Source organism: Microbacterium sp. ZOR0019 (genome assembly GCF_000800925.1).
GTDB lineage: Bacteria > Actinomycetota > Actinomycetes > Actinomycetales > Microbacteriaceae > Microbacterium > Microbacterium aurugineum.
Map to the genome: position 1 here is coordinate 35,465 of NZ_JRKC01000054.1, position 26,146 is coordinate 61,610.

28 protein-coding genes and 1 tRNA gene are annotated in these 26,146 nt (G+C 69.4%); 20 read left to right on the top strand and 9 right to left on the bottom strand.

Features of this window, described 5'->3' with window-relative positions:
* Positions 1-52: 52 nt before the first annotated feature.
* Together hisS and L978_RS11395 are read left to right on the top strand one after the other, a co-directional pair.
* Complete coding sequence (gene hisS / locus L978_RS11390) at positions 53-1,303, top strand: histidine--tRNA ligase (RefSeq protein ID WP_047523189.1); 1,251 nt, start codon at positions 53-55, stop codon at positions 1,301-1,303.
* A gap of 72 nt (positions 1,304-1,375) precedes the next feature.
* Positions 1,376-2,179 (top strand): SGNH/GDSL hydrolase family protein, encoded by an 804-nt coding sequence (locus L978_RS11395; protein ID WP_081997028.1) that lies wholly within the window; start codon positions 1,376-1,378, stop codon positions 2,177-2,179.
* Here the strand turns inward: L978_RS11395 and L978_RS11400 are convergent.
* Positions 2,151-2,690: a VOC family protein gene (locus tag L978_RS11400; protein ID WP_047523263.1), complete on the bottom strand. Its 540-nt coding sequence runs from the start codon at positions 2,688-2,690 to the stop codon at positions 2,151-2,153. The two genes, L978_RS11395 and L978_RS11400, sit on opposite strands and share 29 nt — an antisense overlap.
* Positions 2,691-2,777: 87 nt before the next feature.
* Here L978_RS11400 and L978_RS11405 point away from each other — a divergent pair, with 87 nt between their 5' ends.
* Positions 2,778-3,572 carry an AraC family transcriptional regulator gene (locus tag L978_RS11405; RefSeq protein WP_047523190.1) on the top strand — a complete coding sequence of 265 codons (795 nt, stop codon included), beginning with the start codon at positions 2,778-2,780 and terminating at the stop codon, positions 3,570-3,572.
* 2 nt (positions 3,573-3,574) lie between these two features.
* Here L978_RS11405 and L978_RS11410 read toward each other — a convergent pair whose 3' ends face one another.
* Both L978_RS11410 and L978_RS11415 read right to left on the bottom strand, forming a co-directional pair.
* Entirely contained in the window at positions 3,575-4,804 is a 1,230-nt protein-coding gene (locus L978_RS11410; RefSeq protein ID WP_047523191.1) for an APC family permease, read from the bottom strand.
* A gap of 43 nt (positions 4,805-4,847) precedes the next feature.
* Positions 4,848-5,318, bottom strand: a complete 471-nt coding sequence (locus L978_RS11415) for a PaaI family thioesterase (protein WP_047523192.1) — start codon at positions 5,316-5,318, stop codon at positions 4,848-4,850.
* A gap of 107 nt (positions 5,319-5,425) precedes the next feature.
* Here L978_RS11415 and L978_RS11420 point away from each other — a divergent pair, with 107 nt between their 5' ends.
* From L978_RS11420 to L978_RS11465, 10 genes are all read left to right on the top strand, one after another.
* Positions 5,426-5,824 carry a GntR family transcriptional regulator gene (locus L978_RS11420; RefSeq protein ID WP_047523193.1) on the top strand — a complete coding sequence of 133 codons (399 nt, stop codon included), beginning with the start codon at positions 5,426-5,428 and terminating at the stop codon, positions 5,822-5,824.
* Positions 5,821-6,879 carry a DUF1648 domain-containing protein gene (locus L978_RS11425; protein WP_047523194.1) on the top strand — a complete coding sequence of 353 codons (1,059 nt, stop codon included), beginning with the start codon at positions 5,821-5,823 and terminating at the stop codon, positions 6,877-6,879. The genes L978_RS11420 and L978_RS11425 overlap by 4 nt, the downstream gene beginning before the upstream one ends.
* The gene (locus tag L978_RS11430; RefSeq protein ID WP_052193638.1) at positions 6,876-7,823 is read left to right on the top strand and encodes a CPBP family intramembrane glutamic endopeptidase; all 948 of its coding nucleotides are present in this window, start codon (positions 6,876-6,878) and stop codon (positions 7,821-7,823) included. The genes L978_RS11425 and L978_RS11430 overlap by 4 nt, the downstream gene beginning before the upstream one ends.
* A 31-nt stretch (positions 7,824-7,854) precedes the next feature.
* Positions 7,855-8,514 carry an O-methyltransferase gene (locus L978_RS11435; protein ID WP_047523195.1) on the top strand — a complete coding sequence of 220 codons (660 nt, stop codon included), beginning with the start codon at positions 7,855-7,857 and terminating at the stop codon, positions 8,512-8,514.
* 112 nt (positions 8,515-8,626) lie between these two features.
* The gene (eno, locus tag L978_RS11440; protein ID WP_047523196.1) at positions 8,627-9,907 is read left to right on the top strand and encodes a phosphopyruvate hydratase; all 1,281 of its coding nucleotides are present in this window, start codon (positions 8,627-8,629) and stop codon (positions 9,905-9,907) included.
* Positions 9,908-9,987: 80 nt separating this feature from the next.
* A complete protein-coding gene (locus L978_RS18595; protein ID WP_231555049.1) occupies positions 9,988-10,542 on the top strand; it encodes an FtsB family cell division protein in 555 nt (184 codons plus the stop codon).
* A 47-nt stretch (positions 10,543-10,589) separates the two neighbouring features.
* The gene (locus tag L978_RS11450; RefSeq protein WP_047523197.1) at positions 10,590-11,132 is read left to right on the top strand and encodes a DUF501 domain-containing protein; all 543 of its coding nucleotides are present in this window, start codon (positions 10,590-10,592) and stop codon (positions 11,130-11,132) included.
* The gene (locus L978_RS11455) at positions 11,129-12,436 is read left to right on the top strand and encodes a S8 family serine peptidase (protein ID WP_047523198.1); all 1,308 of its coding nucleotides are present in this window, start codon (positions 11,129-11,131) and stop codon (positions 12,434-12,436) included. Before L978_RS11450 ends, L978_RS11455 begins: the two co-directional genes overlap by 4 nt.
* Positions 12,437-12,461: 25 nt before the next feature.
* On the top strand, positions 12,462-13,973 hold the full coding sequence (locus L978_RS11460) for an NAD(P)/FAD-dependent oxidoreductase (protein WP_047523199.1): 1,512 nt from the start codon (positions 12,462-12,464) through the stop codon (positions 13,971-13,973).
* 321 nt (positions 13,974-14,294) lie between these two features.
* On the top strand, positions 14,295-14,960 hold the full coding sequence (locus L978_RS11465) for a DedA family protein (protein WP_047523200.1): 666 nt from the start codon (positions 14,295-14,297) through the stop codon (positions 14,958-14,960).
* 6 nt (positions 14,961-14,966) lie between these two features.
* Here L978_RS11465 and L978_RS11470 read toward each other — a convergent pair.
* Positions 14,967-15,039: transfer RNA gene (locus L978_RS11470), tRNA-Leu, on the bottom strand.
* 86 nt (positions 15,040-15,125) lie between these two features.
* On the opposite strand from L978_RS11470, the gene L978_RS11475 reads away from it, so the two are divergent.
* From L978_RS11475 to L978_RS11485, 3 genes are all read left to right on the top strand, one after another.
* Entirely contained in the window at positions 15,126-16,373 is a 1,248-nt protein-coding gene (locus L978_RS11475; protein WP_047523201.1) for an alanine racemase, read from the top strand.
* Complete coding sequence (locus L978_RS11480; protein WP_047523202.1) at positions 16,370-17,683, top strand: D-arabinono-1,4-lactone oxidase; 1,314 nt, start codon at positions 16,370-16,372, stop codon at positions 17,681-17,683. The genes L978_RS11475 and L978_RS11480 overlap by 4 nt, the downstream gene beginning before the upstream one ends.
* 90 nt (positions 17,684-17,773) lie before the next feature.
* Positions 17,774-18,340, top strand: a complete 567-nt coding sequence (locus tag L978_RS11485; RefSeq protein ID WP_029262976.1) for a LemA family protein — start codon at positions 17,774-17,776, stop codon at positions 18,338-18,340.
* A gap of 30 nt (positions 18,341-18,370) precedes the next feature.
* Here L978_RS11485 and L978_RS11490 read toward each other — a convergent pair whose 3' ends face one another.
* Together L978_RS11490 and L978_RS11495 are read right to left on the bottom strand one after the other, a co-directional pair.
* Complete coding sequence (locus L978_RS11490) at positions 18,371-19,285, bottom strand: hypothetical protein (protein ID WP_156118288.1); 915 nt, start codon at positions 19,283-19,285, stop codon at positions 18,371-18,373.
* Positions 19,282-20,538, bottom strand: coding sequence for a winged helix-turn-helix domain-containing protein (locus L978_RS11495; RefSeq protein WP_047523267.1), 1,257 nt, complete (start codon positions 20,536-20,538; stop codon positions 19,282-19,284). The genes L978_RS11490 and L978_RS11495 overlap by 4 nt, the downstream gene beginning before the upstream one ends.
* A gap of 89 nt (positions 20,539-20,627) precedes the next feature.
* Between L978_RS11495 and L978_RS11500 the strand changes: the two genes are divergently transcribed.
* Positions 20,628-21,824 (top strand): AI-2E family transporter, encoded by a 1,197-nt coding sequence (locus L978_RS11500; RefSeq protein ID WP_047523204.1) that lies wholly within the window; start codon positions 20,628-20,630, stop codon positions 21,822-21,824.
* Entirely contained in the window at positions 21,821-23,050 is a 1,230-nt protein-coding gene (ilvA, locus tag L978_RS11505) for a threonine ammonia-lyase (protein WP_047523205.1), read from the top strand. The genes L978_RS11500 and ilvA overlap by 4 nt, the downstream gene beginning before the upstream one ends.
* Positions 23,051-23,139: 89 nt before the next feature.
* Here the strand turns inward: ilvA and greA are convergent, their stop codons facing one another.
* The gene (greA, locus tag L978_RS11510) at positions 23,140-23,628 is read right to left on the bottom strand and encodes a transcription elongation factor GreA (protein WP_047523206.1); all 489 of its coding nucleotides are present in this window, start codon (positions 23,626-23,628) and stop codon (positions 23,140-23,142) included.
* A gap of 97 nt (positions 23,629-23,725) precedes the next feature.
* Entirely contained in the window at positions 23,726-24,112 is a 387-nt protein-coding gene (locus tag L978_RS11515; RefSeq protein WP_047523207.1) for a DUF4307 domain-containing protein, read from the bottom strand.
* A 68-nt stretch (positions 24,113-24,180) separates the two neighbouring features.
* Between L978_RS11515 and L978_RS11520 the strand changes: the two genes are divergently transcribed.
* Positions 24,181-24,486: a hypothetical protein gene (locus tag L978_RS11520; RefSeq protein WP_047523208.1), complete on the top strand. Its 306-nt coding sequence runs from the start codon at positions 24,181-24,183 to the stop codon at positions 24,484-24,486.
* 42 nt (positions 24,487-24,528) lie between these two features.
* Here the strand turns inward: L978_RS11520 and trhA are convergent, their stop codons facing one another.
* The gene (gene trhA / locus L978_RS11525) at positions 24,529-25,260 is read right to left on the bottom strand and encodes a PAQR family membrane homeostasis protein TrhA (protein WP_052193639.1); all 732 of its coding nucleotides are present in this window, start codon (positions 25,258-25,260) and stop codon (positions 24,529-24,531) included.
* Positions 25,261-25,357: 97 nt separating this feature from the next.
* On the opposite strand from trhA, the gene L978_RS11530 reads away from it, so the two are divergent.
* Complete coding sequence (locus L978_RS11530) at positions 25,358-26,137, top strand: isoprenyl transferase (protein ID WP_047523269.1); 780 nt, start codon at positions 25,358-25,360, stop codon at positions 26,135-26,137.
* Positions 26,138-26,146: the final 9 nt, after the last annotated feature.

Here is a 26,146-nt window from a genome sequence, read left to right on the forward strand (position 1 = left end):
CGGGCCGACCTGGGAAGATGGACCCGTGGCTACTGTGAACCCGCCGCGCGGTATGCGCGACATCCTCCCCGCCGACAAGGCCCGCCGTGAGCGGGTCCTCTCCGTCATCCGCGAGCGCTACCTCGCGCACGGCTTCGACGAGATCGAGACGCCCGTCGTCGAGGACTACGATCGCCTCCATGCCGGGATCGGCGGCGATAACGAGAAGCTCTCGTACAACATCCTCCGTCGCGGCCTCGATGCAGACGCGATCCGGGCCGCGGCCGACGACCCCGCCGCGCTCTCGGACCTCGGTCTCCGCTACGACCTGACCGTGCCGCTCGCGCGCTTCTACGCGAGCAACCGCGGCCAGCTCCCCACCGTCTTCCGGTCGATCCAGATCGGCCCGGTGTGGCGCGCCGAGCGGCCGCAGAAGGGGCGCTATCGGCAGTTCGTCCAGTGCGACATCGACATCATGGGCGATGACTCCTCGCGGGCCGAGGCGGAGCTGATGGTCGCCTCCCTCGACGCCGTGGACGCGCTCGGACTCGACGGCGCGACCGTGCGGATCAACGACCGCCGGGTGTTGGACTGGATGCTGGACAGCTTCGGCTTCACGGCCGAGGAGCGCCCAGGGGTGCTCATCACGATCGACAAGCTCGACAAGATCGGATCGGAGGGGGTCGCCGCGGAGCTGCGCGAACGCAGCGCTTCCGCGGCCGCCGCCGACGCCTTCGATGCTTTCCTGCAGCGCCCGCAGACGATGGAGTACCACCCGTTCGGGGAGCGGCAGATCCGCAAGGCGCTGCCCGAGGGAGCACCCGTCGAGCTCGTCGAGCACCTGGTCGGCATCGGCGAGGCGGTCGCAGCGGGGCGTGGGCAGTCCGACATCCCGCTCGTGTTCGACCCGTTCCTCGTGCGTGGCATGGGCTACTACACGGGCACGATCTTCGAGCTCGCGCACCCCTCCGTCCCATACTCGCTCGGCGGCGGCGGGCGCTACGACGGCATGATCGGGCGGTTCCTCGGCCGGCAGGTTCCGGCGGTCGGGTTCTCGCTCGGGTTCGAGCGTCTCGTCGACCTGATCGCCGAGGAGAAGGACACCCTGGCGCAGGCCGTGGTCCTGATCCACGATGCGGACGTCCCGGTGCAGGAGCTGGTCCGGCAGAAGGCCGCGCTGATCGCCGAGGGCGCCCGCGTGCGGCTGGAGCGACGGACGAAGAACGTGAAGGCGCTGCTCGAGCGGTCGGCGGCCGACGGCTACACGGCTTTCGCGATGGTCACGGCAGGCGGGGGCGACCTGGAGGTCAAGCCGCTCTCCTGATGCCTGCCCGGGGCACGAGAGCGGCGTCGGGCCGTTCACGCCGTGTTCACGGTGATCGGGTCGAATCGGGTCATGGGCCGGTTCCGTCTCGTGATGCTCGCGGCGCTGATCGCCGTGACGGTGGCGGCGTCCGTCCGTCTGGTGCTCGTGCAGCAGGCTGCGCTCGCGCGGAAGCGCATCGGCAAGCCGCTGGGGGAGGAGTCGCTCGATGCGGATCGCGTCTGGCGTGGCGCGCTCGACGGGGAACCGCTCGATCTGCTGATGCTCGGCGACTCCATCGCCGCCGGTCTCGGGGCCGAGCGTCGCAAGGAGACGCTCGGCGGGCGTCTGGCGAAGGCGATCGGACGCCGGATGCACCGTCCGGTGCGGCTGCGTACGGCGGCGGTCGTCGGCTCGGAGTCACCCGACCTGCCTGCTCAGCTCGATGCCCTCCCCACCGGGTACCGTCCGCACGTCGCGGTGATCGTGGTGGGCGGCAACGATGTGACGCATCGGCTGCCCGTGGCGCTGTCGGCGCAGCACCTGCAGGAGACGATCCGCAGGCTGAGCGCGCTCGGGGTCGAGGTCGTCGTGGGCACGTGCCCCGACCTCGGGGCGTTGCGCCCGGTGCCGCAGCCCCTCCGTCGGATCGCGTCGAGCCTGTCGCGCCGCCTCGCCGAGATCCAGGACGAGACGGCGCGACAGGCAGGCGCGGAGGCGGTCGATCTGCGCCGCGCGGTGGGGCCGATGTTCTTCGACGAGCCGGAGACGATGTTCAGCCTGGACCGGTTCCACCCGAGTGCCCTGGGATACCGCCGTACGGCCGAGGCCCTGACACCCGCCGTGTGCCGGGCGGTGGAGCGGTCGCTCAGCTCGCGTCGGCGGGAGCCTCGCTGAACGATGCCGCCCATTCCGCGACCCGTCGGCTGCTCTCTTCCTCGGAGATGTCCTCGACGCGCGTCATGACGGACCAGCGCACGCCGAACGGATCGCGGATGCTGGCGAACCGATCGCCGGAGACGAAGAGGGTCGGTGCTTCGCGCACGGTGGCTCCGGCGACCACGGCCTTCTCGACGACGGTGTCGACGTCGGAGACGTAGAGACCCATCGAGTAGCAGTCGTCATCGCCCTCGGGTGCGCGGACGAGGTGGTACTCCGGATTCGGTTCGCCCAGCTGGAGACGGCCCAGCCCGAAGTCGAGGTCGGCGTGCACGACGACGCCGCCGAACTCGGTGACGTCGACGACCCGCGCGCCGAACACGTCGCGATAGAAGTCGATCGCCTGCTTCGCGCCTCGGATCGCCAGGAACGGGGTGAGGGAGGTGGCCCCGTGCGGGCGGCCGTCGGTGGTGTGGGTGCCGGTGGCACCGGTGGTCGGGGTGGCTGTCGTGGAGGTGTCGTCGCTCATGTCGCCACGGTACGTCGCGCGGGCGGACCACGGCTTGAAGATCCGCGACAACCTCTGCACGTCGGTGGCAGCGCCTACCCTGGCCCCATGGTGAATCCGACTCGTGGCGTGCTCTATCCGGCGCGGCTCCCGGAATTCCATCGGCTGCCCGCGCCGGCGGAGGTCGCGGAGCTGGTCGTGTGGTTCTGGATCCCGGAGTGGGACATCGCCGCCGGGCGCTCATCGCGGCAAGAGATGGTGGCCTACCCCGCGCTCAACCTCGTCGTGGATGCCGATGCCGTGATGCTGTCCGGTGTCACGACCCGCGTCTCCCACCGCGACCTGCGAGGGCGAGGCTGGGCGGTCGGTGCCCTGCTGCGTCCCGCCGCGGTGGCCGCGCTGATCAATGACCCGGCTGCGTTGATCGACGGCGAGCGCGCACTGACCGCACCCGAGACCGCGGTGGCCGCGCTCCGCCACGACGTGGTGGCCGCGATGGACTCGGGCGACGGGCGCCGGGAACGAGCGGTGGAGGTCTTCGCACGGTGGCTCGCGGATCGAGTCGGGGCGGTGAGCGAGCCCGACCGGCAGGCGAACGCGTTGACGGACGTGCTGATGGACGACGCGGCGGTGCTCACGCCGGAGGAGGCGGCGACGCGCCTGGGGGTCTCCGTGCGGACCCTGCAGCGGATGACGCATCGTCATGTGGGCATATCGCCGGCCGCGATGATCCGGCGACGGCGTCTGCAGGAGGCGGCACAGCGTGTCCGGGATCAGCCGGGCGTCGACCTCGCCTCGATCGCGGCCGACCTCGGGTACTCCGACCATGCCCATCTCACCCGCGACTTCCAGTCGGTCCTGGGCATCGCGCCGCGGGTGTACCGCGCCGAGTCGAGCCTCTGAGATCAGGATGGGGAGACGCGCAGACGCACCAGCCGATAGGCGACGCCGAGGAGGACCACCGCTGCTCCGATGAGCGAGGCGAGCACGGGAAGCGTGTTCACCAACAGGAGGCAGCCGAGTGCTCCGAGCACCTGCAGCGCGCGGGGGTAGCGGCGAGCGCTTCCGGCCTGTCGGAAGGCGGCCGCATTCGCGATGAGGTAGTACAGGAGCACTCCGAACGACGAGAACCCGATGGCGTCGCGGAGATCAGCGACGAGGACGATCGCGATCACGGCGATCGCGATCACGATCTCTGCGCGCTGCGGCACCTGATGGCGCTGATCGATCTTCGCCAGGAACCTCGGCACGTCGCTCTCCCGTGCCATGGCCAGCGTGGTGCGTCCGATACCGGTCAGCAGCGCGAGGAGGGCTCCGAGTGAGGCGGCCGCGGCGGCCACGCGCACGATCGGCGTGAGCGCGGGCCATCCGGTCGCCACGAGCACGTCGACGAGGGGAGCGGTCGACTCCGCCGCGTCGGCGCCGAGCACGAGGACCACCACGACTGCCACGAGCAGGTAGACGACGACGGCACCGCCCAGCGCGACCACGATGGCACGGGGGATGGTGCGCGCGGGGTCGACCACCTCTTCGCCCATCGTCGCGATGCGGGCGTAACCGGCGAAGGCGAAGAACAGCAGGCCAGCCCCCTGCAACACGCCGTACGCCGTGGCGTCGGGCAGCGGAGCCGCGCTGGTGATCGCGCCGGCGCCGAACCCGAACCCGACCGCGACCGCGATCCCGAGGAGCGAGCAGACGACCAGCACGCGGGTGAGCATCGCGGTGCGCGTGACGCCGAGGCAGTTCACGATCGCGAGCGCGGCGACCGCGGCGACCGCCACCGGAACGGTCCACCCTTCGGGGGCGGCATAGGCGGCGAACGTCATCGCCATGGCGGCGCAGCTGGCGATCTTGCCGATCACGAAGCTCCAGCCGGCGACGAAGCCCCACCAGGGGCCGATCTCCGCGCGTGCATAGGCGTAGGTCCCGCCGGCGACAGGATGGGCAGCGGCGAGCTGCGCCGATGATGTGGCATTGCAGTACGCGACGACGGCGGCGATGGCGAGTGCGACGAAGACTCCGCTTCCCGCGACGCCGATCGCCGGTGCCCACACCGCGAACACGCCGGCACCGATCATGGAACCCAGGCCGATGGCGACGGCGTCCGTGAGCGTCAGGCGACGAGCGAGGGGCATCCCGTCATCGTGGCATGCGACGGTGAACGGCGGGTGACGGCGGTCAGCTCCGTGCGGCGGTGACCCGCTTCTTCTCGCGGATGTAGACCTCGCGGCGCACCTTCGCGACGACGTCGCCCTCGCGGTCGGTGATGACCGTCTCGAACCACTCGAGCACCTTGGCTCCGCCCCGCGCACGCTCGCGGATCTCCTCGGCCTTCTCCTTCGACACCTCGAACTCGGCCGTGAGCACGCCTCGTCCCGGCTTGAGGAACTCGATCTCGCCGCGCGTGTCCCACACGACATGGTCGCGGCCGAGCTGGTGCATCACCAGCATGAAGAAGTACGGGTCGGTCATCGCCGACATCGAGCCGCCGAACGCGGTCTTGACGTAGTTGCGGGTGAAGACGTTGACGTGCAGTTCCACGGTGGCGTGCGTCCAGTCCTCACTGAAGCGGCGGATGCGGATTCCGCTGAAGAGATTGGGGATCCACAGGCTCATGCCGATCGCGAGACGGCGGGGAGTGATGCGCATGAGGTCAGTGTGGAGTACCGCTCCGAGAGCGACAAAGACGTGTGGAGGATTGTGACAGTTGTTCTAGTTCGCATAGAATAACTAGAGATTCGAGGAGAGGGGGCCGCATGCTCATCCGTGTCGATGTCGACAGCCCTCGTGCGCTGTACGACCAGGTGGCGACCTCCGTCCGCTCCGACATCCTCGCCGGCGTCCTGGCTCCCGGGGACCGGCTCCCCGCGGCGCGCGATGTCGCCGAAGCGCTGTCGATCAATCAGCACACCGTGCTCCACGCCTACCAGCGGCTGCGCGACGAAGGGCTCGTCGACCTCCGCCGGGGCCGAGGGGCGGTCATCGCGGCGTCGGCGGCACCGCTCGCCGAACTCGCCCATGACATCGACGACCTGGTGCGCCGCGCCGCTGCGCTCGGTGTCTCCGCCGATACGCTCGCGGGCATCGTGCGCTCCCATCGAGAGGTCCGCTCCGACCTCGACCACTCCGACCGTCGCGAGGAGGACTCGCCATGACCACCTACGACCTCACCCGCACGCCACCGCCGCTCCTGAAGCGCGCCCGACGGATGTTCCTCGTCGTCGCCGCGCTCGTGCCGATCGTGATCACGACGGTGGCGCTGGTGGTGCTGCTCTCCTGGTTGCCGTCGCTTCCGGAGCAGGTCGCGACCCACTGGGGTGTCGACGGCGCCGACGGGTTCGGACCCGCGGCCACGTATCTCTGGCTCCTGCTCGGGGTGGGCCTCGGGATCCCCGCACTGATGGTCGTCACGACACTCGTCGCGGTCGGGTCGCACTGGGGCGGCGCAGCGCGGCTGATGGGTGCGCTCGCCGCCGGGATGGCGGCCTTCGCCGCCGTGACGAGCATCGGGTCGCTCGCGATCCAGCGCGATCTGTCCGAGTCCTCCGAAATCCCCGGCATCGGCGGTGTCGTCGCCGTTTCCTTCGTCGCGCTCCTCGTCGTCGCCGGAGCGGCCTGGGCCGTGCAGCCTCGCGTCCGCGCTCCCCGGGGCCGCACGCTCGAGCCGCGCTACGCCGTGCACATCGAGAAGGGGGAACGCGTCGTGTGGATCGCCACGACGAGCATGCCCCGCGGTGTGGTCGCCTTCCTCCTCGTCGTGCTGCTCGGACTCGTCGCGCTCGCCGCGTACCTGCTCGGGACCGGAACCGAGGGAGGAGGGATCGTCGCTCTCGTGGTGCTCGTCGTGGGCATCTCGCTGGCGGCCACGGCCTCCTTCCGCGTCATGATCACGCCGGAGGGCTTCGCTGCGCGGGCGCTCCTGGGGTGGCCGCGGGTCCGTGTCCCGCTCGACGAGGTCGAGGCCTCGCGCGCCGTCGACATCTCGCCGTTCGGTGAGTTCGGCGGATGGGGATGGCGCGTCGCCGTCGACGGCCGTTCGGGCATCGTCCTGCGCCGGGGGCCGGCGATCGAGGTCTCGCGCCGCGGTCGACGTCCCTTCCTCGTGACGATCGACGGCGCAGAGGAGGCGGCCGCACTGCTGCAGGCGTATGTCGACCGCACGCGAACATCGGGCACGATGCCCACCGACACCGGAAAGGCGACGTCATGATCGACTCCACTCCACAGCTGCGGCGCGTGCCCTGGGCCGCCGTCCTTCTCTTCGTCGTCGTGGCCTTCGCCCTGGCGTGGCTGGTGGCGCTGCCGCTGTGGCTCGGTGACGGACTCGCCGAACCGCTGACCGTCGTGCTGCTCCCGCTGATGATGTGCACTCCGGCGGTCGCCGCGGTCATCGTCACCTTCGCGATGGGGGTTCCCGCTCGGGGTGGGCGCGCCCGGTTCCTCGGACTCTGGCCGCTGCGTCCCGCGAAGCGCGTCGTATGGCTCATCGTCGTCGGATGGCTGGTTCCGCCCCTCCTGGTCGGAGCGAGCCTCCTCGTGGCGGCGGCGTTCGGCTTCGTGCAGTTCGACCCGACCTTCCCCGCCTTCGCCGCCGAACTCGAGAAGGCCGTCCCGGCCGGCACGCCGTTGCCCCCGGTCGGAGTCCTCGTGTTCGCGCAGCTCGCCGCGATCCCGGTCGGTGCGTTGATCAACAGCTTCTTCGCGTTCGGCGAGGAGCTCGGCTGGCGGGGCTGGCTGCTGCCGGCGTTGCGCCCGCTCGGGACCTGGCCCGCCCTGATCCTGAGCGGTGTCATCTGGGGCGCCTGGCACAGCCCGATCATCCTGCTCGGGTACAACTTCGGGCGTACCGACATCCTGGGCGTGGTGCTCATGATCGGCGGATGCGTCGCCTGGGGCGTCCTGTTCGGGTGGCTGCGTCTGCGCTCGGGGTCGGTGTGGCCCGCCGTGATCGCGCACGGATCGCTCAATGCCGCCGCCGGACTCGTGCTGATCTTCGCCGCCTCGCAGCCGGACATGGCTCTCGCCGGGCCGCTCGGGCTCGCCGGGTGGATCGTGCTCCTCCTCGTCGCGGTCGTGCTCGCGCTGACCGGGCAGCTCCGCACGCAGCCGGAACTCGCCGCTCCGGCACCCCGGCTCTCCCCACCGCAGCCTTGACGGGCCGAGGCGTCGGGGGTTGGCTGAGGGCATGGAATCCACTCCCGCGGCCTGGTCGCAGACCGATTCGTTCCTCGCCGACACACTGATCGGCTCCGATGCCCACCTCGAGGCGGCGCTCACGGCCCAGCGGGCAGCGGGTCTGCCCGAGATCGAGGTCGCCCCCGTGGCGGGCAAGCTGCTGAACCTCCTCGTCCGGATCAGCGGCGCGCGGCGGGTGCTCGAGATCGGCACGCTCGGCGGCTACTCCACGATCTGGCTCGCTCGCGCCGTCGGGCCCGAGGGGCGGGTGGTGACGGTAGAGGCGGAGCCGGACAACGCCGCCGTCGCCCGGGCGAGCATCGATGCGGCGGGCGTCGGCGATCGCGTCGACATCCGGGTGGGCAGGGGAGCGGACGTGCTCCCGAGCCTGGTCGGCGGTTTCGATCTGGTGTTCATCGACGCCGACAAGGAGTCCAACACGATCTACCTCGACTGGGCGGCGAAGCTCGGGCACGCGGGAACCGTGATCGTGCTGGACAACATCGGGCGCGAGGGGGAGATCGTGCGTGAGGACGCCGTCGACCCGAAGGTCGTCGGCACCCGTGACGGACTCCGGATGCTCGGGGACGATCCGCGCTTCGACGCCACGGCGCTGCAGACCGTCGGGGTCAAGGGCTGGGACGGCTTCGCGATCGCGGTCGTGGTCTGACTGCGCGTACCGGGAGGAAAGAGTCCCTGGGCCGGTGAGGAGCGCGGGCTAGACTGGGCGCGGATCGACGACGCTCCACACCACGTTTTCCCCCTGAGCAAGGAGCACATCAGTGGCACTGATCGAGGCTGTAGGCGCACGCGAGATTCTCGACTCGCGCGGAAACCCGACCGTCGAGGTGGAGGTCCTCCTCGACGACGGCATCGTGCAGCGGGCGGCTGTCCCGTCCGGCGCATCCACCGGCGCGTTCGAGGCGTACGAGCTCCGCGACGGCGACAAGGACCGCTACGGCGGCAAGGGCGTGCTCAAGGCCGTCGAGGCCATCATCGATGAGCTCGGCCCGGCGATCGAAGGTGTCGAGGCGAGCGAGCAGCGCATCGTCGATGAGATCCTCAACGAGGTCGACGGCACCGAGAACAAGAAGCGCGTCGGCGCCAACGCCATCCTCGGCGTGAGCCTCGCGGTCGCCAAGGCTGCCGCCGACTCGGCCGATCTGCCGCTGTTCCGCTACCTCGGCGGCCCGAACGCGCACGTGCTGCCCGTTCCGCTGTTCAACGTCATCAACGGCGGTGAGCACGCCGACAACGGCATCGACATGCAGGAGTTCTTCCTCGCCCCGATCGGTGCGGAGACCTACTCCGAAGCTCTCCGCTGGGGCGTCGAGACCTACCACGTGCTGCGCGCGGAGCTGAAGGCCGCGGGTTACGCGACCGGCCTCGGCGACGAGGGTGGCTTCGCCCCCGACCTGCCCAGCAACCGTGAGGGCCTGGACTTCCTGGTGAAGGCGATCGAGAAGGCCGGCTTCACCCCCGGTACCGACATCGCGCTCGGCCTCGACGTCGCCGCCACCGAGTTCTTCAAGGACGGTGTCTACCGTCTCGACAACAAGGACTGGGACGCCGCCGCGCTCACCGAGTACTACGTCGGACTCGTCAACGACTTCCCGATCGTCACGATCGAGGACGCGCTGGCCGAGGACGACTGGGACAACTGGAAGCACCTCACCGACGTCCTGGGCTCCAAGGTGCAGCTGGTCGGCGACGACCTGTTCGTCACGAACCCGGCACGTCTGGCCGACGGCATCGCGCGCGGCGTCGCGAACTCCCTGCTCGTCAAGGTGAACCAGATCGGGACGCTGACCGAGACGTTCGACGCGGTCAGCCTCGCTCAGCGCTCGGGCTACACGGCGATGCTCTCGCACCGCTCGGGCGAGACCGAGGACACCACGATCGCCGACCTCGTCGTCGCGACGAACGCCGGTCAGATCAAGGCGGGTGCGCCTGCCCGCAGCGAGCGCGTGGCGAAGTACAATCAGCTTCTGCGCATCGAAGAAGAGCTGGGAGATGCCGCGGTCTTCGCCGGTCGTTCGGCGTTCCCGCGCTACCAGGCCTGAGCGCAGCCGAGACAGCGAGATATCTCGCCCGGCGGGGGATGCACGAACGACCCGCCGGGCAGCACGACGAAGGAGGAGCCGTGGTACGACGACCGGCTCCTCCTTCGGCGTCTCCCGCGCCGAAGGCTCCGCGGACGACGGGGAAGTCGGCCACGAAGCCGAAGTCCGCGTCCGCATCGAGGTCGACGCGTGGCTCCGCTCCGCGTGTCGACGTCCGCGAATGGGCGGCGGGTATCCGTCTGTCCGCCTTCTCCGTCATCATGCTCTCGCTGGTGGTGCTCGGCGCGTGGGTCCTCGTGCCCACGCTCGGTACCTTCATCGATCAGCGCCAGAAGATCGCGGCGCTCGAGGCCTCCGTGCAGGTGAGCGAGGACGAGATCTCGGCGCTCATCGCAGAGCGGGACCGCTGGAGCGACCCCGCCTACATCACCACCCAGGCTCGGGAACGGTTGTACTACGTGAAGCCGGGGGAGGTCGTGTACCTGATCGACAACGATCTCGATCCCTCCGCGCTGCCTCGTGAGCAGGCGCCGGTCAGCGACACCATCCAGGAGAAGCCCGCGGACTGGATGCCGCACCTGTTGCGCACGCTCGTCTCGACGGGCCTGAGCGACACGGCGGCGGTGGCTCGCTGAGGGGTCGCGTCGAGCATCTTCTCGGGCGGCTCCCGTACGCTGGAGAGGTGACCACGCCGCCGTTCCCCGCCCCCACTCCCGCCGAACTCGCCGTCGTATCGGCCCAGCTCGGCCGTCCCGCTCGGGGTGTGGTGGGCATCGCCGCCCGATGCGCCTGCGGCAACCCGACGGTGGTCGCCACGACCCCCCGTCTTCCGGACGGCACTCCGTTCCCGACCTTCTATTACCTGACCCACCCGGCAGCGACGGCGGCCATGTCGACACTCGAAGCCACGCAGGTGATGCCGGAGCTCGCCGCCCTGCTCGTCGACGACGAGGAGGTGGCCGCGGCCTACCTCGCCGCCCATCAGGCGTACCTCGCCGACCGCACGAGGTTCGGAGAGGTCTCCGAGATCGACGGCATCTCCGCCGGGGGCATGCCGACGCGCGTGAAGTGCCTCCATGCGCTCGCCGGACACGCTCTCGCGGCGGGCCCTGGAGTGAACCCCATCGGCGACGCCGCGCTGTCGCGCTCCTCGTGGTCCCCGACGATCTGCCGGTGTGAGGACCCCGGCGCCGCCACGCGTGAAGAGGCGGCTCTCCCGGAATGACCGTGCGTCGGACGTTCCGCAGCGCTGCCGCCATCGTGGTGGTCGCGGCCTCCGTCCTGCTCCTCGGAGCCTCCGCGACCCCGCCGCCGATCCCGGATGATCCGTCCGACCCGACGCGTGCGTCGGAGTACTGGCTTGACGGAGCGCGGATCCGTGAGGCCTGGCAGACCACACGGGGCGAGGGCGTGACGATCGCCGTGATCGACACGGGCATCGGCAAGGTGCCCCAGGTGTTCGGCGATGCCGTGGTGGGCGGGACCGACGTGTCCGGCGCGGGAACTCCGGACGGACGCACACCGCTGGGCGCGGTCGACGGCAACCACGGCTCCTGGGTGGCGTCGCTCGCGGCGGGGCGCGGCGCGGCGGACGGCACCGGCATGATCGGTGTGGCGCCCGAGGCGAACCTGCTGTCGATCTCCGTGGGGTTCGGTGCGGCCGCGGCCGTCCCGTTCACGGAGCAGGTCGCGAAGGGCATGCGCTGGGCCGTCGACAACGGCGCCGACATCATCAACCTCTCCTTCACGACGAACACGCTGGATTGGGACGAGAGCTGGGACGATGCGTTCCTGTACGCCTTCGAGCACGACGTCGTCGTGGTCGTCGCTGCAGGGAACAGGGGGAGCGGGACGAACATCATCGGCGCCCCGGCCACGATCCCCGGTGTGCTCACGGTCGGCGGGGTGGACCAGACGGGTACGGCGAGTGTCGAGGCCTCCACGCAGGGCATCACGATCGGCATCTCGGCGCCCAGCGAGGGCTTGATCGGCGTCTCGGCCGACGGGACGATCCAGCCCTGGCGTGGAACGAGCGGCGCGGCCCCCATCGTCGCCGGCGTCGCCGCTCTGATCCGTTCGGCGCACCCCGACATCAAGGCGATCGACGTGATCAACCGGATCATCCAGACCGCCATCCCGGTTCCGGATGCCGTCAAGCCGCGGGATCCGCTCTACGGCTACGGGCTCGTGGATGCGGCGGCGGCGATCTCCGCGGACATCGCGCCGGTGACCGAGAACCCGATGGGCGATCTCGCCGAATGGATCCGGTGGTTCCGCCGCGCGGAGGCGAAACCGGAACCGGAGGCGTCCGTCACACCGGTCGCCGTGCCGCCTCTCCCGGCCGCGGACGCGCCCAGCGAGGCGGGTTCACCGTTGCTTCCCAGCGCTGATTCGTTGCGTTACGGTACCCTGCCGCTCATTGCGCTCACGGTCCCTGGTATCCTGATAGCGCTTGGCGTCACCGCAGCTGCCCGGCGCATCCGATCGGCGCGCGTTCCCGTACGCCAAATCCCCGACTCCGAGGAGTAGTTCTTCTGTGCCTCAGAACAGCACTGTGCCCAAGATTCTGATCGTCGGCGGAGGGTACGCAGGTTTCTACACTGCGTGGAAGCTCGAGAAGCACCTGCGCAAGGGTGAGGCCGACGTCACGATGGTCGACCCGCTGCCGTACATGACCTACCAGCCGTTCCTCCCCGAGGTCGCCGCCGGTTCGATCGAAGCGCGGCACTCGGTGGTCGCCCACCGTCGTCACCTCAAGCGCACGCACGTCCTCACCGCGAAGGTGACGAACATCAACCACGCGCAGAAGGTCGCGACGATCACGCCGCCCGTGGGCGAGCCGTACGAGTTCGCGTACGACCAGATCGTCGTCACCGCAGGAGCGGTGTCGCGCACGTTCCCGATTCCCGGCATCGCCGACAACGCGATCGGGCTGAAGACGATCGAGGAAGCCGTCGCGATCCGCGACAAGGTGATGTCGAACTTCGACAAGGCGGCGTCGCTGCCGGCCGGCCCCGAGCGCGACCGTCTGCTCTCCGTCGTCGTCGTCGGTGGCGGTTTCGCCGGCATCGAGGTGTTCGCGGAGCTGCGCTCGCTCGCCTCCTCGCTCGTCGGCAAGTACCCGCAGCTGAGCTTCGAGGACACGCACTTCCACCTCATCGAGGCCATGGGGCGCATCATGCCCGAGGTCTCGCTGAAGACCAGCGAGTGGGTGCTGAAGGACCTCGCCAAGCGTGGTGCCAACGTGCACCTCGACACCCAGGTCACCGGGGCGATCGACGGCAACGTCGAGCTCTCCACGGGCGAGGTCATCCCGACCGACGTCATCGTGTGGACCGCCGGTGTCATGGCCAACCCGACGGTGGTGCGGGGCGGAGACCTTCCCGTCGAGGAGCGCGGTCGCATCCAGACCCGCGCCGATCTGCGCGTGGGTACCCCCGAGGCCTTCGTCGAGGGCGCCTGGGCCGCGGGTGACGTGTCCGCCGTGCCCGACCTCTCCGGTGGGGGAGTCGGCGGCTTCTGCGTGCCGAACGCTCAGCACGCGGTCCGTCAGGCGAAGCTCCTCGCCAAGAACCTCGTCGCCGTCCTGCGCGGAGAGAACCCCAAGGAGTACTTCCACAAGAACCTGGGCGCCGTCGCGGGCCTCGGCCTCTACAACGGTGTCTTCCAGTCCGGCAAGATCGCCCTCAAGGGCTTCGTGGCCTGGGTCGCGCACCGTGGCTACCACGGCCTCGCGATGCCGACGTGGGAGCGCAAGTTCCGCGTGATCTGGGGCTGGTGGAACAACCTGTGGCTGGGCCGCGACCTGGTGAACCTCGAGACCGTGCAGAACCCGCGTTACGTGTTCGAGGAGTTCGCCGCCCGCCCGCGTCCGGCTGCTCCCGCGGCGCCGGCTGCGGACACGGCTCCGGCCGCGAAGTCCGAGCCTCCCGTCAAGAAGTCTGCGGCCAAGGCCGCCGACGCGGAGGGTGAGCCGGAGGCGAAGAAGCCGGCGACCAAGAAGGCTCCCGCCAAGAAGGCTCCCGCGAAGAAGGCGGCTGAACCCGTCGAGGCTTCGGCGAAGTAGTCGGACGCTCTCGCGTCTCCGGAACGGCCCCGTGCGCTCAGCGCCGGGGCCGTTCCTCGTTTTCTCGGCACCTGTGCGTTTCCGAGGCATTGCTCAGGCGTGCTCCGATAGTGTCGTCACCGCGAAGGGGAGTACTCCCGTCTGCAGCGTCGTCGTCATTACGAGCACGAGAATGTGCTCCGGCCCGCTGGCCCGCGAGGGTGGAGGAGACCTTGGCACCCGCATCGCGGGCCGCCGAGAAACCCCTGCCGTCTTCTCCGACGTGGGGATGCCCGGTGGTCTGCTCCACGAAGGGACCACCATGGGAAGGCTCGCCCAGTGATGCTTCTGTCCATCGACACCGATCACGGCTTCACCGGCCTCACCGGATTCGCGGCCGATGTGCTCATCGCTCTCGGCGACTTCGGCGTCGGCCTTCTGGTCTTCCTCGAAGTGCTGATCCCGCCGATCCCGAGCGAGGTGATCCTTCCGTTCGCGGGGTACCTGAGCCAGAGCGGACAGCTGAACCTGGGCTGGCTCATCTTCTGGAGCACGCTGGCATCGTGGATCGGTGCGCTCCTGCTCTACGGCCTCGGCGCAGCGGTCGGGATGGACCGGGCGGTGCGTCTGCTCGCGGCGACGCGTCTGGTGAGCCGCTCGGACCTGGAGCGCGGATCCGAGTGGTTCGTGCGCAGCGGCGCGTGGACGGTGCTGGTCGGGCGCATGGTGCCCGGCGTGCGCAGCCTCATCTCGATCCCCGCCGGTGCCGCTCGCATGAACCTGGTGACCTTCAGCCTCTTCACGATCATCGGCAGCGGGCTCTGGAACACGCTGCTCCTGGGGGTCGGCGCGGCCCTCGGCACACAGCACGAGCAGCTGGAGCAGTATCTCGGCTATCTCGACTACGCCGTCTACACGGCGATCGCGATCGCTCTCGTCGTGCTGGTCGTGCGTCGGATACGTGAGGCGGCGGGGGAGCGGAAGAACCTCGCACGCGCACAGGACTGAAAGCGGTGCCCCCGCTGGGACTCGAACCCAGACTGAAGCGATTTTAAGTCGCCTGCCTCTGCCATTGGGCTACGGGGGCCTGCTCGTCAGCCTAGCCCGGTCACAGGATGCGACCCGGTGCCGTCGGGGGTGATCCGGAGTACGAGGAGGCCGTAGGGTGGGGGAGTGCTCGACCTCATCGACGAACTGAGCCCGGCCCCCGGCGCGCTCGCGGTCGCGCCCGAATGGGAGGATCCGGCCCGCTATTGGCCGCGCCTCTCCGCCGTGACGGGCCATCTGCCGGCGCCCGTCGCGGTGATCGACCGGGAAGCGCTCCGCTACAACGCCATGGATCTCCTGGTCCGCGCCGGTGGTCTTCCGATCCGCGTGGCGTCGAAGTCGGTGCGTGTGCGTGCCGTGCTCGATGCGGTGCTGAAACTCCCCGGGTTCCGGGGCATCCTCGCGTTCACGCTCGAGGAGGCGCTCTGGCTCGCTGAGACGCATGACGACATCATGCTCGGCTACCCGACCGTGGACCGCGCGGGGCTGGAGAAGCTCTTCGCCGACGAGCAGGCGGCGCAGCGCATCACGCTGATGGTCGATGACCTCGTCCACCTCGATGTGATCGACAGTGTCGCCGGACCGGGATCCCGTCCGGAGATCCGAGTGGCGATCGACGTCGATGCCTCGTGGCGCTCCTCGCTCCTCGGACACATCGGTGTGCGTCGCTCGGCTCTGTTCTCGGCGGGAGAGGTGGCCGCTTTCGCCCGAAAGGTCGTCGCGCGCCCGGGCTTCCGGCTGGTCGGACTGCAGATGTACGACGCGCAGATCGCCGGGCAGGGCGACGACGCCGGCCCCGACGCACCCCTGATCCGGATGGTGCAGGCGCGCTCCCGGAACGAACTGCGGGAGCGTCGGGCGGACATCGTGGCCGCGGTCGGAGCGATCGCCTCTCTGGAGATCCTCAACGGCGGGGGAACGGGTTCGCTCGAGTTCACCGGGAGCGATGAGTCCCTCACCGAGGCGAGCGCCGGCAGCGGCCTGCTCGGAGGACACCTGTTCGACGGCTACCGCTCCTTCCGTCCCGCGCCGGCTTCCGCATTCGCGTTCGACGTCGTCCGACGCCCGGCCCCGGACATCGCCACCGTGCTCGGTGGCGGATGGATCGCCTCCGGGCCTGCCGTCGCCTCGCGCCAGCCGCGAGCCGTCTGGCCGCAGGGACTCCACACGCTCTCCCGCGAAGCGGCGGGTGAGGTGCAGACACCGCTGCAGGGTCCTGCCGCCAGGTCACTCGGAGTGGGGGATCGGGTCTGGTTCCGTCACGCCAAGAGCGGCGAGCCGGCGGAGCGCATCGACGGATACCACCTGGTGTCGGGTGAGGAGATCATCGACGAGTTGCCGACCTATCGCGGCGAGGGAAAGGCGTTCCTGTGACGAGAATCGGCGGATCCTGGCAGAACTGGGGCCGCTCGGCCTCGGTGCGGCCCGTGCGTGTGGAGCGTCCGCGCAGCCCGGAGGGCGTGCAGCGGGCGGTTCTGGCTGCGGTGAAGCAGGGGCTCAGCATCAAGGCGGTGGGCGCCGGACACAGTTTCACGGGCATCGCCGTGGCGCCGGGAGTCCTGCTCGAGCTCGACGATCTGCAGGGACTCGTCTCCGCGGATGCCGCAACCGGCCGGGTGACGCTTCTGGCAGGAACCCGGCTGCATCGGATCCCGCGCTTGCTCGCACCCTTCGGACTCGCGATGGAGAACCTGGGGGACATCGACCGCCAGTCGATCGCGGGTGCCATCTCGACCGGGACCCACGGCACCGGCGCCGGGTTCGGCGGGCTCGCGACCCAGGTCGTCGGAGTCACGATGGTCACGGCAGCCGGCGAGTTCCTCCGCATCGATGACGAGCGCGAGAGTGAGCTGCTCCCGGCCGTCGCGCTCGGCCTCGGCGCGCTCGGGATCATCGTCGACGTCACGCTCCAGTGCGTGCCGGCCTTCGTGATGCATGCGATCGATGAACCGGCTCCGCTCGACGACGTGCTCGGGACGCTCGAGGAGCGGGTGGCGGCGTCCGATCATTTCGAGTTCTACTGGTTCCCCCACACCGATGTCGCCCTGACCAAGCGTCAGACCCGCCTGCCTGAGTCGACCGTGCGCCAGCCGCTCCCTGTCGTGGGGAGGTGGATCGACGAGACGCTCCTGTCCAACGGTGTGTATCGGATGGTGTGTGCCGCGGGACAAGCGGTTCCCGCGATCACCCCGCCGTTCAGCCGGCTCGCGGTCAGGCTCACGGGGAATCGCGAGTACACCGAGCTCTCGCACCGAGTGCTGATCCAGAGTCGCACCGTGCGATTCCGCGAGATGGAGTATGCGCTCCCCGCGGAGAACGTGGTGCCGGCGTTCGAGGCGGTGCGTGCTCTCATCGCCCGACGCGGGTGGCGGATCGAGTTCCCGATCGAGGTGCGCTTCGCCGCCAGCGACGACCGCTGGCTGTCGACGGCGCACGGGCGCGCGACGGCGTACATCGCCGTGCACCGGTATTGGCGGGCCGACCCGACCGAGTACTTCGGCGCGGTGGAGGAGATCATGCTCGAGTTCGGCGGTCGCCCGCACTGGGGCAAACTCCACACGCTGACTGAAGAGACGCTGCGCGAACGCTACCCGCGCTTCGAGGACTTCGTCGCGTTGCGCGACCGCCTCGACCCGGAGCGCCGGTTCGGGAACCGTTACCTGGAGCGAGTCCTCGGGAGCTGATCCGACGTCCGTGGAGAGTGCGTCGGCGCCCAGTCCACGTGCAGGGTGCGCGTCTAGGATGGGAGAAACACGAGGAAGGGTGGGCCTCTGATGGAATGGCTCGTGCCGGTACTGATCGTTGTCGGAGTGATCCTGCTCGCCGGCATCTATCTGTGGGCCACGTACAACTCGTTGGTGCAGCTCAAGGTGCGCGTCGATGAGGCGTGGAGCGGGATCACGGTGCAGTTGAAGCGACGAGCCGACCTCATCCCGAACCTCATCGAGACCGTCAAGGGCTACGCCTCCCATGAGAAGGCGGTCTTCGAGAACGTCACCCGTGCGCGCGCCGAGACGCTTTCGGCCGGTGGACCCGGCGAGGCCGGCATCGCCGAGGGACACCTGCAACAGGCCCTGCGCAGTCTGTTCGCGGTCGCCGAGGCATACCCGCAGCTGCAGGCCAGCACCAACTTCCTCCAGGTGCAGCAGGCACTCGTCGACACCGAGGACAAGATCCAAGCCGCGCGCCGGTTCTACAACGGCGGTGTGCGCGAGCTCAACACCAAGATCAAGGTTTTCCCGAACAACCTGTTCGCGAAGGGGCTGGGCTTCACCGAGCGCGAGTTCTTCGAGGTCGCCGACAGCAGCGCGATCTCCGAGCCGCCTCGCGTGCAGTTCTGACCTCGCGTGCAGTTCTGATGGAGAGCGCACTCACCAGACGGACAGCACCAGGCCCTCGTCGGTGAAGGTCACCTCTCCGCGCACGCCCCAGGAATCCGTGCGGTACGTCGTGGTGCGCGCCGCGCCGTCCTGACCGGTGCCGACCAGCGTGGCGACGAGTGCCCCGCCGTCGGCGCGGAACCCGGTGCCGTCGAGCATCACGGCCGGCAGTTCTTCGACGCGGTAGCGGAACTCCGACACCGCGCGGAACTCGGTGCCCCACGGGATCCGGATTCCGCACCCCTCGGGTGCCGCGTCCGACGACGTCATGCACGCCGTGAGGTAGTCGTCGAGTTGCTTCTGCGCCGCGACCGTCGCCTCCGGTCGGAGCGTGGCCTCCACGGCGAGCTCCGACTCTTCGCCGGGGAGCACCACCAGCGCGCTGCGGCCGTCGAGCAGTGCGACCGGCGCGGGGGCGACCGAGTAGGCGGCAGGGAGCAGGAAGGTCTTCTCTGCGGTAGGCAGCGTCTGCTCGCCGACCGCGACGAAGGAGCCGATCGTGGTCGTGGGCGTCACCGTACCCAGGCCGGAGGCGTCGACGGTCCAGCGTCCGCCGACAGGCGTCAGAGACAGCTCTGCCGTGTGTTCCTCACCGTCGAGCACGAACGAGATCCCCACGGTCGCTTCTTCACCGCCGCGGGCGCGTCGGTCGTCGCTCGCCGATGTCACCGCGGCGTCTTCGATGACACCGGTCGCGGCCGCGAACGCGGTGAGAGCCTCGGTGGAGACGTCGACTCCCGTCGCCTCGACGGCATCGGGATCACCGGATTCGAGCGCCCGGAGATAGCTGATGGCGGCATCCTCCGGCGTCGGGGAACCTGAGGTCGACTGCCAGATCCAGACGGCGGCAGCCACGAGCACGACTCCTGCGGCTCCGCCGATCACCCACCACCGAGCCCGACTCACGTCGCGCCCTCCCTGACATGTGCGTGCCGCCCGACGGAGCCACCGGCCCGGACCAATGCGCCGTGCACCTCGGCGGTGGCGTCGCCCCATCCCGACACCGACACGTGCTCGAGACCCTGCCAGTGCGCGGCGAGCATCAGTTCGGCGGCGATCTCATCTGCATCCTCGGGGCGGGCGTGGGGTTCCCACCAGGCGGACTGCACCTGAAGGGTGGAGGTGGCGCGATCGGCCTTGAGATCGACGCGCGCGACGATGCGGTCGCCCACGAGGACCGGGAGCGAGTAGTAGCCGAACCGACGCTTCTCGGCGGGCACGTAGATCTCGATCCGGTAGTCGAGGTCGAAGATGCGAAGAGCGCGCTCGCGGAACCAGACCACCGGATCGAACGGCGTCAGCAGGGCTGCCGCGTCGACTCTGCGAGGGAGCACGGCGTCACGGTGTCGCCAGGCGGGGAGCGGGCGTCCGCCTCGTTCCCATCCGCGGACCTGCACCGGGATCAGCTCACCCTCGTCGACCAACGCGGCGATCGATCGCGCGATGGTCGCGCGATCGCGGATCCGGTAGTAGTCGGCGAGATCGGACTGCGTCGCGACGCCGCTCGAGCGGGCGGCACGGCGCGTCAGCTCGAGGATCGCGTCGGCGCGCGAGACCTCCTGCGAACGGATCGGGTCGGGGATGACCTGCTCGGCGAGGGCATACGTCCGCTCGAAGCCCTTGCGCCCACTGACGGCGACGTCTCCCGTGCGCCAGAGGTGCTCGAGCGCCAGCTTGACCTCGTCCCAGTCCCACCAGGTGCCTCGTTCGCGGGGCGCGTCCGCGCGGAGGTCGGCGGGGCGCAGCGGACCTCGGGAGCGCAGTTCGTCTTGCACCCACGCCACGGTGCGGGCGTTGCGGCTCAGCCAGGAGTCCTCATCCGCCCAGCGCCGACGGAAGTCCTCCATGCGAAAACGCCAGAGCGGCCAGTCCGCGATCGGGATGAACGTCGCCTCGTGCGCCAGGTACTCCACGTAGTGCGTGGTGCGGGAGAGGAAGACCCGGTCCAGGAGAGCGGGGTCGTAGTCGCCGAGACGGGAGAACAGCGGCAGGTAGTGGGAGCGCGCGAACACGTTCACGGAGTCGATCTGCAGCACGCCGAGACGATCCATCACCCGATGCACGTGGCGCGTAGCGACCGACGCGGGTCGCGCTCGCGTGAAGCCCTGAGCGGCCAGCGCGATGCGGCGCGCCTGGGTGGCGCTGAGGGATTCGGTCACGTCGTCAGCGTATCGCCGGCGTCCGACATCGCGGTCCCGGCGGTGAAGGATGCGTCCAACGGCATACGGCATGACCGTAGACTTGGGCGATGAGTGAGGATCAGCGACCCCGGCTGCGAGATCTCTTCCGTCCGCGCCCGGTCTCCACGGACCGCACCGTGACGACCGAGGCCGACGAGGCGGTACCGCTGCCACTGCGGATCACGGCGAGCTACGCGTGGCGTCTGCTGCTCATCGCGGCGGCGATCGGCGTCTTCATCTGGCTGGTCATGCTGCTCAAGCTCCTGGTCATCCCGCTCATGGTCGGCATCCTCATCACCGCTCTGCTCTGGCCGGCGTTCTCCTGGATGCTGCGTCACAGCGTCCCGCGCTGGTTGGCGATCACGCTCTCCCTCATCGGCACAGCCGCCGTCGTCACGGGGCTGATGTGGCTGGTGGTCTGGCAGGTGCGCGCTCAGCTCCCTGACGTCCAGGCGCGATCGACCGAGGCGTTCGATCAGTTCCAGGTCTGGCTTCACGAAGGGCCGCTCAAGCTCTCCGACACGCAGATCGCCGACTACCTGCAGCAGGGACTCGACTTCCTCACCGAGCAGACCCAGGCCCTCTGGACGGGCGCTCTCGCCATCGGCACGACCGTCGGGCACGTCGCCACCGGCGCGCTGCTGTCGCTGTTCATCCTCATCTGCCTGCTCGCCGACGGTGCGGGCATCTGGCGGTGGACGGTCAAGATCTTCCCGCGCAAAGCACGGCCGGCGGTCGATGGGGCCGCGCGCAACGGCTGGGCCACGATCGTGAACTACGCCCGCACCCAGTTGTTCGTGGCGACCATCGATGCGATCGGCATCGGGCTCGGAGCCTTCCTGCTCCAGGTGCCGCTCGCCCTTCCCGTCGCCGTCCTGGTGTTCCTCGGCTCCTTCATCCCGATCGTCGGTGCCGTCGTGACCGGCGCCGTGGCCGTCTTCCTCGCGCTCGTCTACAACGGTCCCTGGATCGCGCTGTGGATGCTCGTGGTCGTGCTGGCCGTCCAGCAGATCGAGGGGCACATCCTGCAGCCGATCATGATGGGCTCGGCGGTCAAGGTGCACCCCCTCGCCGTCGTCCTCGTGGTCGCGGGCGGCGCGATGATCGCGGGAATCCCCGGAGCCCTCTTCGCCGTACCGTTGGCGGCTTTCGTCAACGTCGCGGCGGTGACCATCAGCACGGGTTCCTGGCGCACCGGCGCGGGCCCGAGCGGAGACCTTATCTGGAGCACAGTACCGCGCGAGCGGAGACGGAGGAATCGATGAGCGAAGTCCCCAGCCTGACCGAGTTCGAGCACGCAGCTCAGAGTCTGGCTGAGGTGATCTCGCACACGCCGACGCTGCCGTCGCGAGCGCTGTCGGACATCCACGGCAGCACGGTCCTGCTCAAGATGGAGAATCTTCAGCGCACGGGTTCCTTCAAGATCCGCGGTGCCGCGTACCGGCTGTCGCGGCTGAGCGCTGAGGAGCGCTCCCGCGGTGTCGTCGCCGCCTCCGCGGGCAACCATGCCCAGGGTGTCGCCCTCGCCGCCCAGGCCCTCGGCATCCCGGCCACGATCTTCATGCCGCTCGGCGTTCCCGTGCCCAAGCTCCTCGCCACCCGCGGGTACGGCGCAGAGGTCGTGCTGGAGGGGGAGACCGTCGCGACCTCGCTGCGACTGGCGGCGGAATTCTCCGAGCGCACCGGGGCCGTGCTGATCCACCCGTTCGACCACCGCGACGTCGTGATCGGACAGGGAACGCTCGGCCTCGAACTGCTGGAGGATGCGCCGGACGTCGACACGGTCGTCCTCGGCATCGGGGGAGGCGGGCTCATCGCGGGTGTCGCCGCGGCCGTGAAGGCCCGAGCCGCCGAGCTCGGGCGGACAGTCCGCATCATCGGGGTCCAGGCGGAGAACGCCGCCGCCGTGCCGCCGTCGCTCGCGGCGGGGGAGCCGGTCGACATCGTCACTCGTCCGACCATCGCCGACGGCATCCTCGTCGCCCGTCCGGGAGCCGTCCCTTTCGAGATCATCAAAGACCTCGTCGATGAGGTGGTCACCGTCTCCGACGATGATCTCGCGCGGGCCATCCTCATCCTGCTGGAGCAGGCGAAGGTCGTGGTCGAACCCGCCGGTGCCGCGGGTGTGGCGGCGATCCTGGCCGGCAAGGTCTCCGGAACGGGAACGACGATGGCGGTGCTCTCCGGCGGCAACATCGACCCGCTCCTGTTGCAGCGCGTGGTCTCTCACGGCCTCGCGGCCTCCGGCCGGTACCTGACGATCCGGATTCCGCTCCCCGACCGGCCGGGGCAGCTCGCTCGTGTGTCGGAGCTCATCGCCGAAGCCGGGGCGAACGTCATCGAAGCCATGCACACGCGGCACGGTCACGGACTCCAGATCAGCGATGTGATCCTGGAGCTCAGCGTCGAGACACGGGGACCCGAGCATTCGGAGCACACGCTCGACACGCTGCGTCGCGCCGGGTTCGCGCCCATCCTCGTCCCGGATTGAGCACGAGCGCCCGGATCCTCCGCGGCCCCCCCTCCACGCAGAAGCGCCCCCGCGTCCGAGAGGATGCGGGGGCGCTCGTCGACGGTGCGTCAGCCCGTGTAGGTCTCGACGTTCACGATCTCGACGTCGATGCTGCGGCCGTTCGGGGCCTCGTACGACGACTTCTCGCCGACCTTGAGGCCGAGGATCGCCTGGCCCAGCGGGCTGGCCTCGCTGTAGACGTCGAGGTCGCCGCCGGAAGCGATCTCGCGGCTGCCGAGGAGGAAGACCTCTTCGCCGCCGGCCACGAGCGCCGTGACGACGGTGCCGGGCTCGACGATCCCGCGGCTGGCCGGAGCTTCGCCGACCTTGGCGGTCTTCAACAGGCCCTCGAGGGTGCGGATGCGGGCTTCCTGCTTGCCCTGCTCGTCTTTGGCGGCGTGGTATCCGCCGTTCTCCTTGAGGTCGCCTTCTTCGCGGGCCGCCTCGATGCGCTTGGCGATCTCATCGCGACCGACGGTCGACAGGTGCTCCAGCTCGGCGACGAGCCGGTCATACGCCTCCTGCGTGAGAAAGGGGACCTGAGCATCGGTGGACATGGCGAAGCTCCTTCTTTCGGGATCCCACCGACGTGCTGCGGGGGATATGCCAAGACGCCCCGGCACGGTGCCGGGGCGTCGTCTGTCTGGCACGAGTCTAAGCGACCCAGCAGGTGTTCACCAAACCTGTCGTGGCCTGCGCGACGGTCGGGATGGTGACCGAGACGGCCTGGGAGTGGCTGTCTCCGGCGGCGATCTCGACGATCTTCCAGCCCACCACACCGAACTCCTCGTCGAGTGCTTCGAGGGCGCACACCACGTCCTTGCCCTGCACGCCGGTGACCTGGAAGCTCACATCGACGGAGTACTCATCGACGAGGGTGAAGCCGAGGTCGTCGGCGTCCACCGAGGCGATCGACTGCGATACGGTCATCCAGCTGAAGGCACCGATGACCACGAGCGCGACAGCGCCACCGATGATCCACGGCAGCCGACGCCGTCGCGTTCGGCCATAGCGTTCGTCGAGCTGCTGTGCGGTCGTCACTGGTGGGTCTTCCCGGTCGTTAGGCTGGTGTTACCAGGTTATGCGACCTGCGCACGAAAGGCCGATTCATGCTCGCTCTGACCGAGACCCCGATGCCGACGCCATCCATGACCGTGGCACCGGAGGCCGTCACGCCGGGCTTCATCGGCTTCGCCGCCATCGTCGTCGTCGTGATCGCGGTGATCCTGCTGATCTGGGACATGAATCGTCGCATCCGCCGGGTCCGTTACCGCGACGAGGTGCGGGAAGAGCTCGACGCCGAGGAAGCCGCGCGAGCCGAGGCCGCAGCGGAGGGCGGCACGTCCGCTCCGGATTCGCCCTCACCCGACGGGGCGAGCACCCGCGACGGGGACGACCACCCCCCGACACGCTGAGAGGCCCTGCGTGGCGGATGGGGGAGCCGTACCACGCAGAGGCTACGGCGCGCCCAGCGAGGGCGACAGGGGGGCGAGGGTGATGAGCAGACACGCGGTCCAGTGGCAGAGGAACGCGAGCACCGTGCACACATGGAAGATCTCGTGGAAGCCGAAATGGCCGGGCCACGGATTGGGCCTCTTCAGCGCGTAGACGACGGCGCCGCCCGTGTAGAGGAGGCCGCCGACGATCACCAGCACCATCATCGCGAAGTTCGCGTTCATGAGGTCGACGATGTACATGACCGCTGCCCAGCCGAGCAGCAGGTAGAGGGCGACGTAGAGCCAGCGCGGGGCGTTGATCCAGAACACGCGGAAGAGAATGCCCACCAGAGTTCCGCCCCAGACCACGCAGAGCAGCAGCAGGCCCTTGTCCGGGGGCAGCGCCAGTGTCGCCAGGGGGGTGTAGGTCCCGGCTATCAGCAGCAGGATGTTGGCATGGTCGATCCGCTTCAGGACGACCTTCACCCGGGGGGACCAGTCGAACCGGTGGTAGAGGGCGGAGTTGCCGAACAGCAGCAGTGACGTGAGCATGAACACGGCGGACGCCCATTTCGCCGGGGCGCCGTCGGCCACGATGATCAGGACGATGCCCGCGGCGATGGCCACCGGGAAAGTGGCGGCGTGGATCCAGCCGCGCCAGGTCGGCTTGATATCGACCGCAGCATCCACGGCGGCGGCTTCGAGAAGCGGTAGCTGGGGGACATCGGGACCGGACTGCTCGGGTGTGCTCACGTGCTCACTCTAAGCCGCGTGGCATTCCCCGCAGGGCACATATCCTCAGCATCCGCACACGGTGGGCGAGACGTCGGCACGATAGCGTAGGGAGGTGATATCACGCGAGAATCCGGTGCGGGGGCCGCTGTATCGGCTCTACACCAGTCGGCTGCGTCGCCACCTCGATCCTGCATCGGTGCCGCACCATGTCGCGATGATGATCGACGGCAACCGGCGCTGGGCGCGACAGCTCGGGTTCGCCACTCCGGCCGAGGGACATCGGGCGGGCGCGGCGAAGATGCATGAGTTCCTCGGCTGGTGCGACGAACTCGGCGTGCGTGTCGTCTCGCTGTATCTGCTCTCCAGCGACAACCTGCGGAAGCGGGACTCGGCCGAGCTCGCCGACCTCATCGAGATCATCGCCGAGCTGGCGGAAGCCCTGTCGCAGGAGGGGAACTGGCGGGTCAAGCACGTCGGACGATCCGACCTCCTGCCGCCGGAACTGGCGCGTGTGCTCGCCGACGCAGAGGAGCGCACGAAGGGGCACAGTGGACTCCACGTGAACCTCGCGGTCGGATACGGCGGCCGCAACGAGATCGTCGACGCGGTGCGGAGCATCATCACCAAGCACGAGGCCTCGGGCGGAACGATGGAGGACCTCGCCGCCCACCTCACCCCGGAGATGATCGGCGAGCACCTCTACACCGGAGGACAGCCCGATCCCGATCTGGTGATCCGGACGAGCGGCGAGCAGCGGCTCAGCGACTTCCTGCTCTGGCAGAGCGCGCACAGCGAGTTCTACTTCGTGGAAGCGCTGGGGCCCGATCTCCGGCAGGTGGACTTCCTCCGCGCCATCCGCGACTATGCCGACCGCGACCGCAGATACGGCCGGTGACCGTCCGCG

Excerpts from the sequence above, each read along its gene's own strand:
- L978_RS11455 (WP_047523198.1), top strand. The coding sequence starts at position 11,129 with ATGACCGTGCGTCGGACGTTCCGCAGCGCTGCCGCCATCGTGGTGGTC.
- L978_RS11395 (WP_081997028.1), top strand. The coding sequence starts at position 1,376 with ATGGGCCGGTTCCGTCTCGTGATGCTCGCGGCGCTGATCGCCGTGACG.
- L978_RS11520 (WP_047523208.1), top strand. The coding sequence starts at position 24,181 with ATGCTCGCTCTGACCGAGACCCCGATGCCGACGCCATCCATGACCGTG.
- L978_RS11425 (WP_047523194.1), top strand. The coding sequence starts at position 5,821 with ATGACCACCTACGACCTCACCCGCACGCCACCGCCGCTCCTGAAGCGC.
- L978_RS11430 (WP_052193638.1), top strand. The coding sequence starts at position 6,876 with ATGATCGACTCCACTCCACAGCTGCGGCGCGTGCCCTGGGCCGCCGTC.
- L978_RS11420 (WP_047523193.1), top strand. The coding sequence starts at position 5,426 with ATGCTCATCCGTGTCGATGTCGACAGCCCTCGTGCGCTGTACGACCAG.
- hisS (WP_047523189.1), top strand. The coding sequence starts at position 53 with ATGCGCGACATCCTCCCCGCCGACAAGGCCCGCCGTGAGCGGGTCCTC.
- L978_RS11485 (WP_029262976.1), top strand. The coding sequence starts at position 17,774 with ATGGAATGGCTCGTGCCGGTACTGATCGTTGTCGGAGTGATCCTGCTC.
- L978_RS11410 (WP_047523191.1), bottom strand. The coding sequence starts at position 4,804 with ATGCCCCTCGCTCGTCGCCTGACGCTCACGGACGCCGTCGCCATCGGC.
- L978_RS11465 (WP_047523200.1), top strand. The coding sequence starts at position 14,295 with ATGCTTCTGTCCATCGACACCGATCACGGCTTCACCGGCCTCACCGGA.
- L978_RS11500 (WP_047523204.1), top strand. The coding sequence starts at position 20,628 with ATGAGTGAGGATCAGCGACCCCGGCTGCGAGATCTCTTCCGTCCGCGC.
- L978_RS11415 (WP_047523192.1), bottom strand. The coding sequence starts at position 5,318 with ATGCGCATCACTCCCCGCCGTCTCGCGATCGGCATGAGCCTGTGGATC.
- ilvA (WP_047523205.1), top strand. The coding sequence starts at position 21,821 with ATGAGCGAAGTCCCCAGCCTGACCGAGTTCGAGCACGCAGCTCAGAGT.
- L978_RS11435 (WP_047523195.1), top strand. The coding sequence starts at position 7,855 with ATGGAATCCACTCCCGCGGCCTGGTCGCAGACCGATTCGTTCCTCGCC.
- greA (WP_047523206.1), bottom strand. The coding sequence starts at position 23,628 with ATGTCCACCGATGCTCAGGTCCCCTTTCTCACGCAGGAGGCGTATGAC.
- L978_RS11405 (WP_047523190.1), top strand. The coding sequence starts at position 2,778 with ATGGTGAATCCGACTCGTGGCGTGCTCTATCCGGCGCGGCTCCCGGAA.
- L978_RS11400 (WP_047523263.1), bottom strand. The coding sequence starts at position 2,690 with ATGAGCGACGACACCTCCACGACAGCCACCCCGACCACCGGTGCCACC.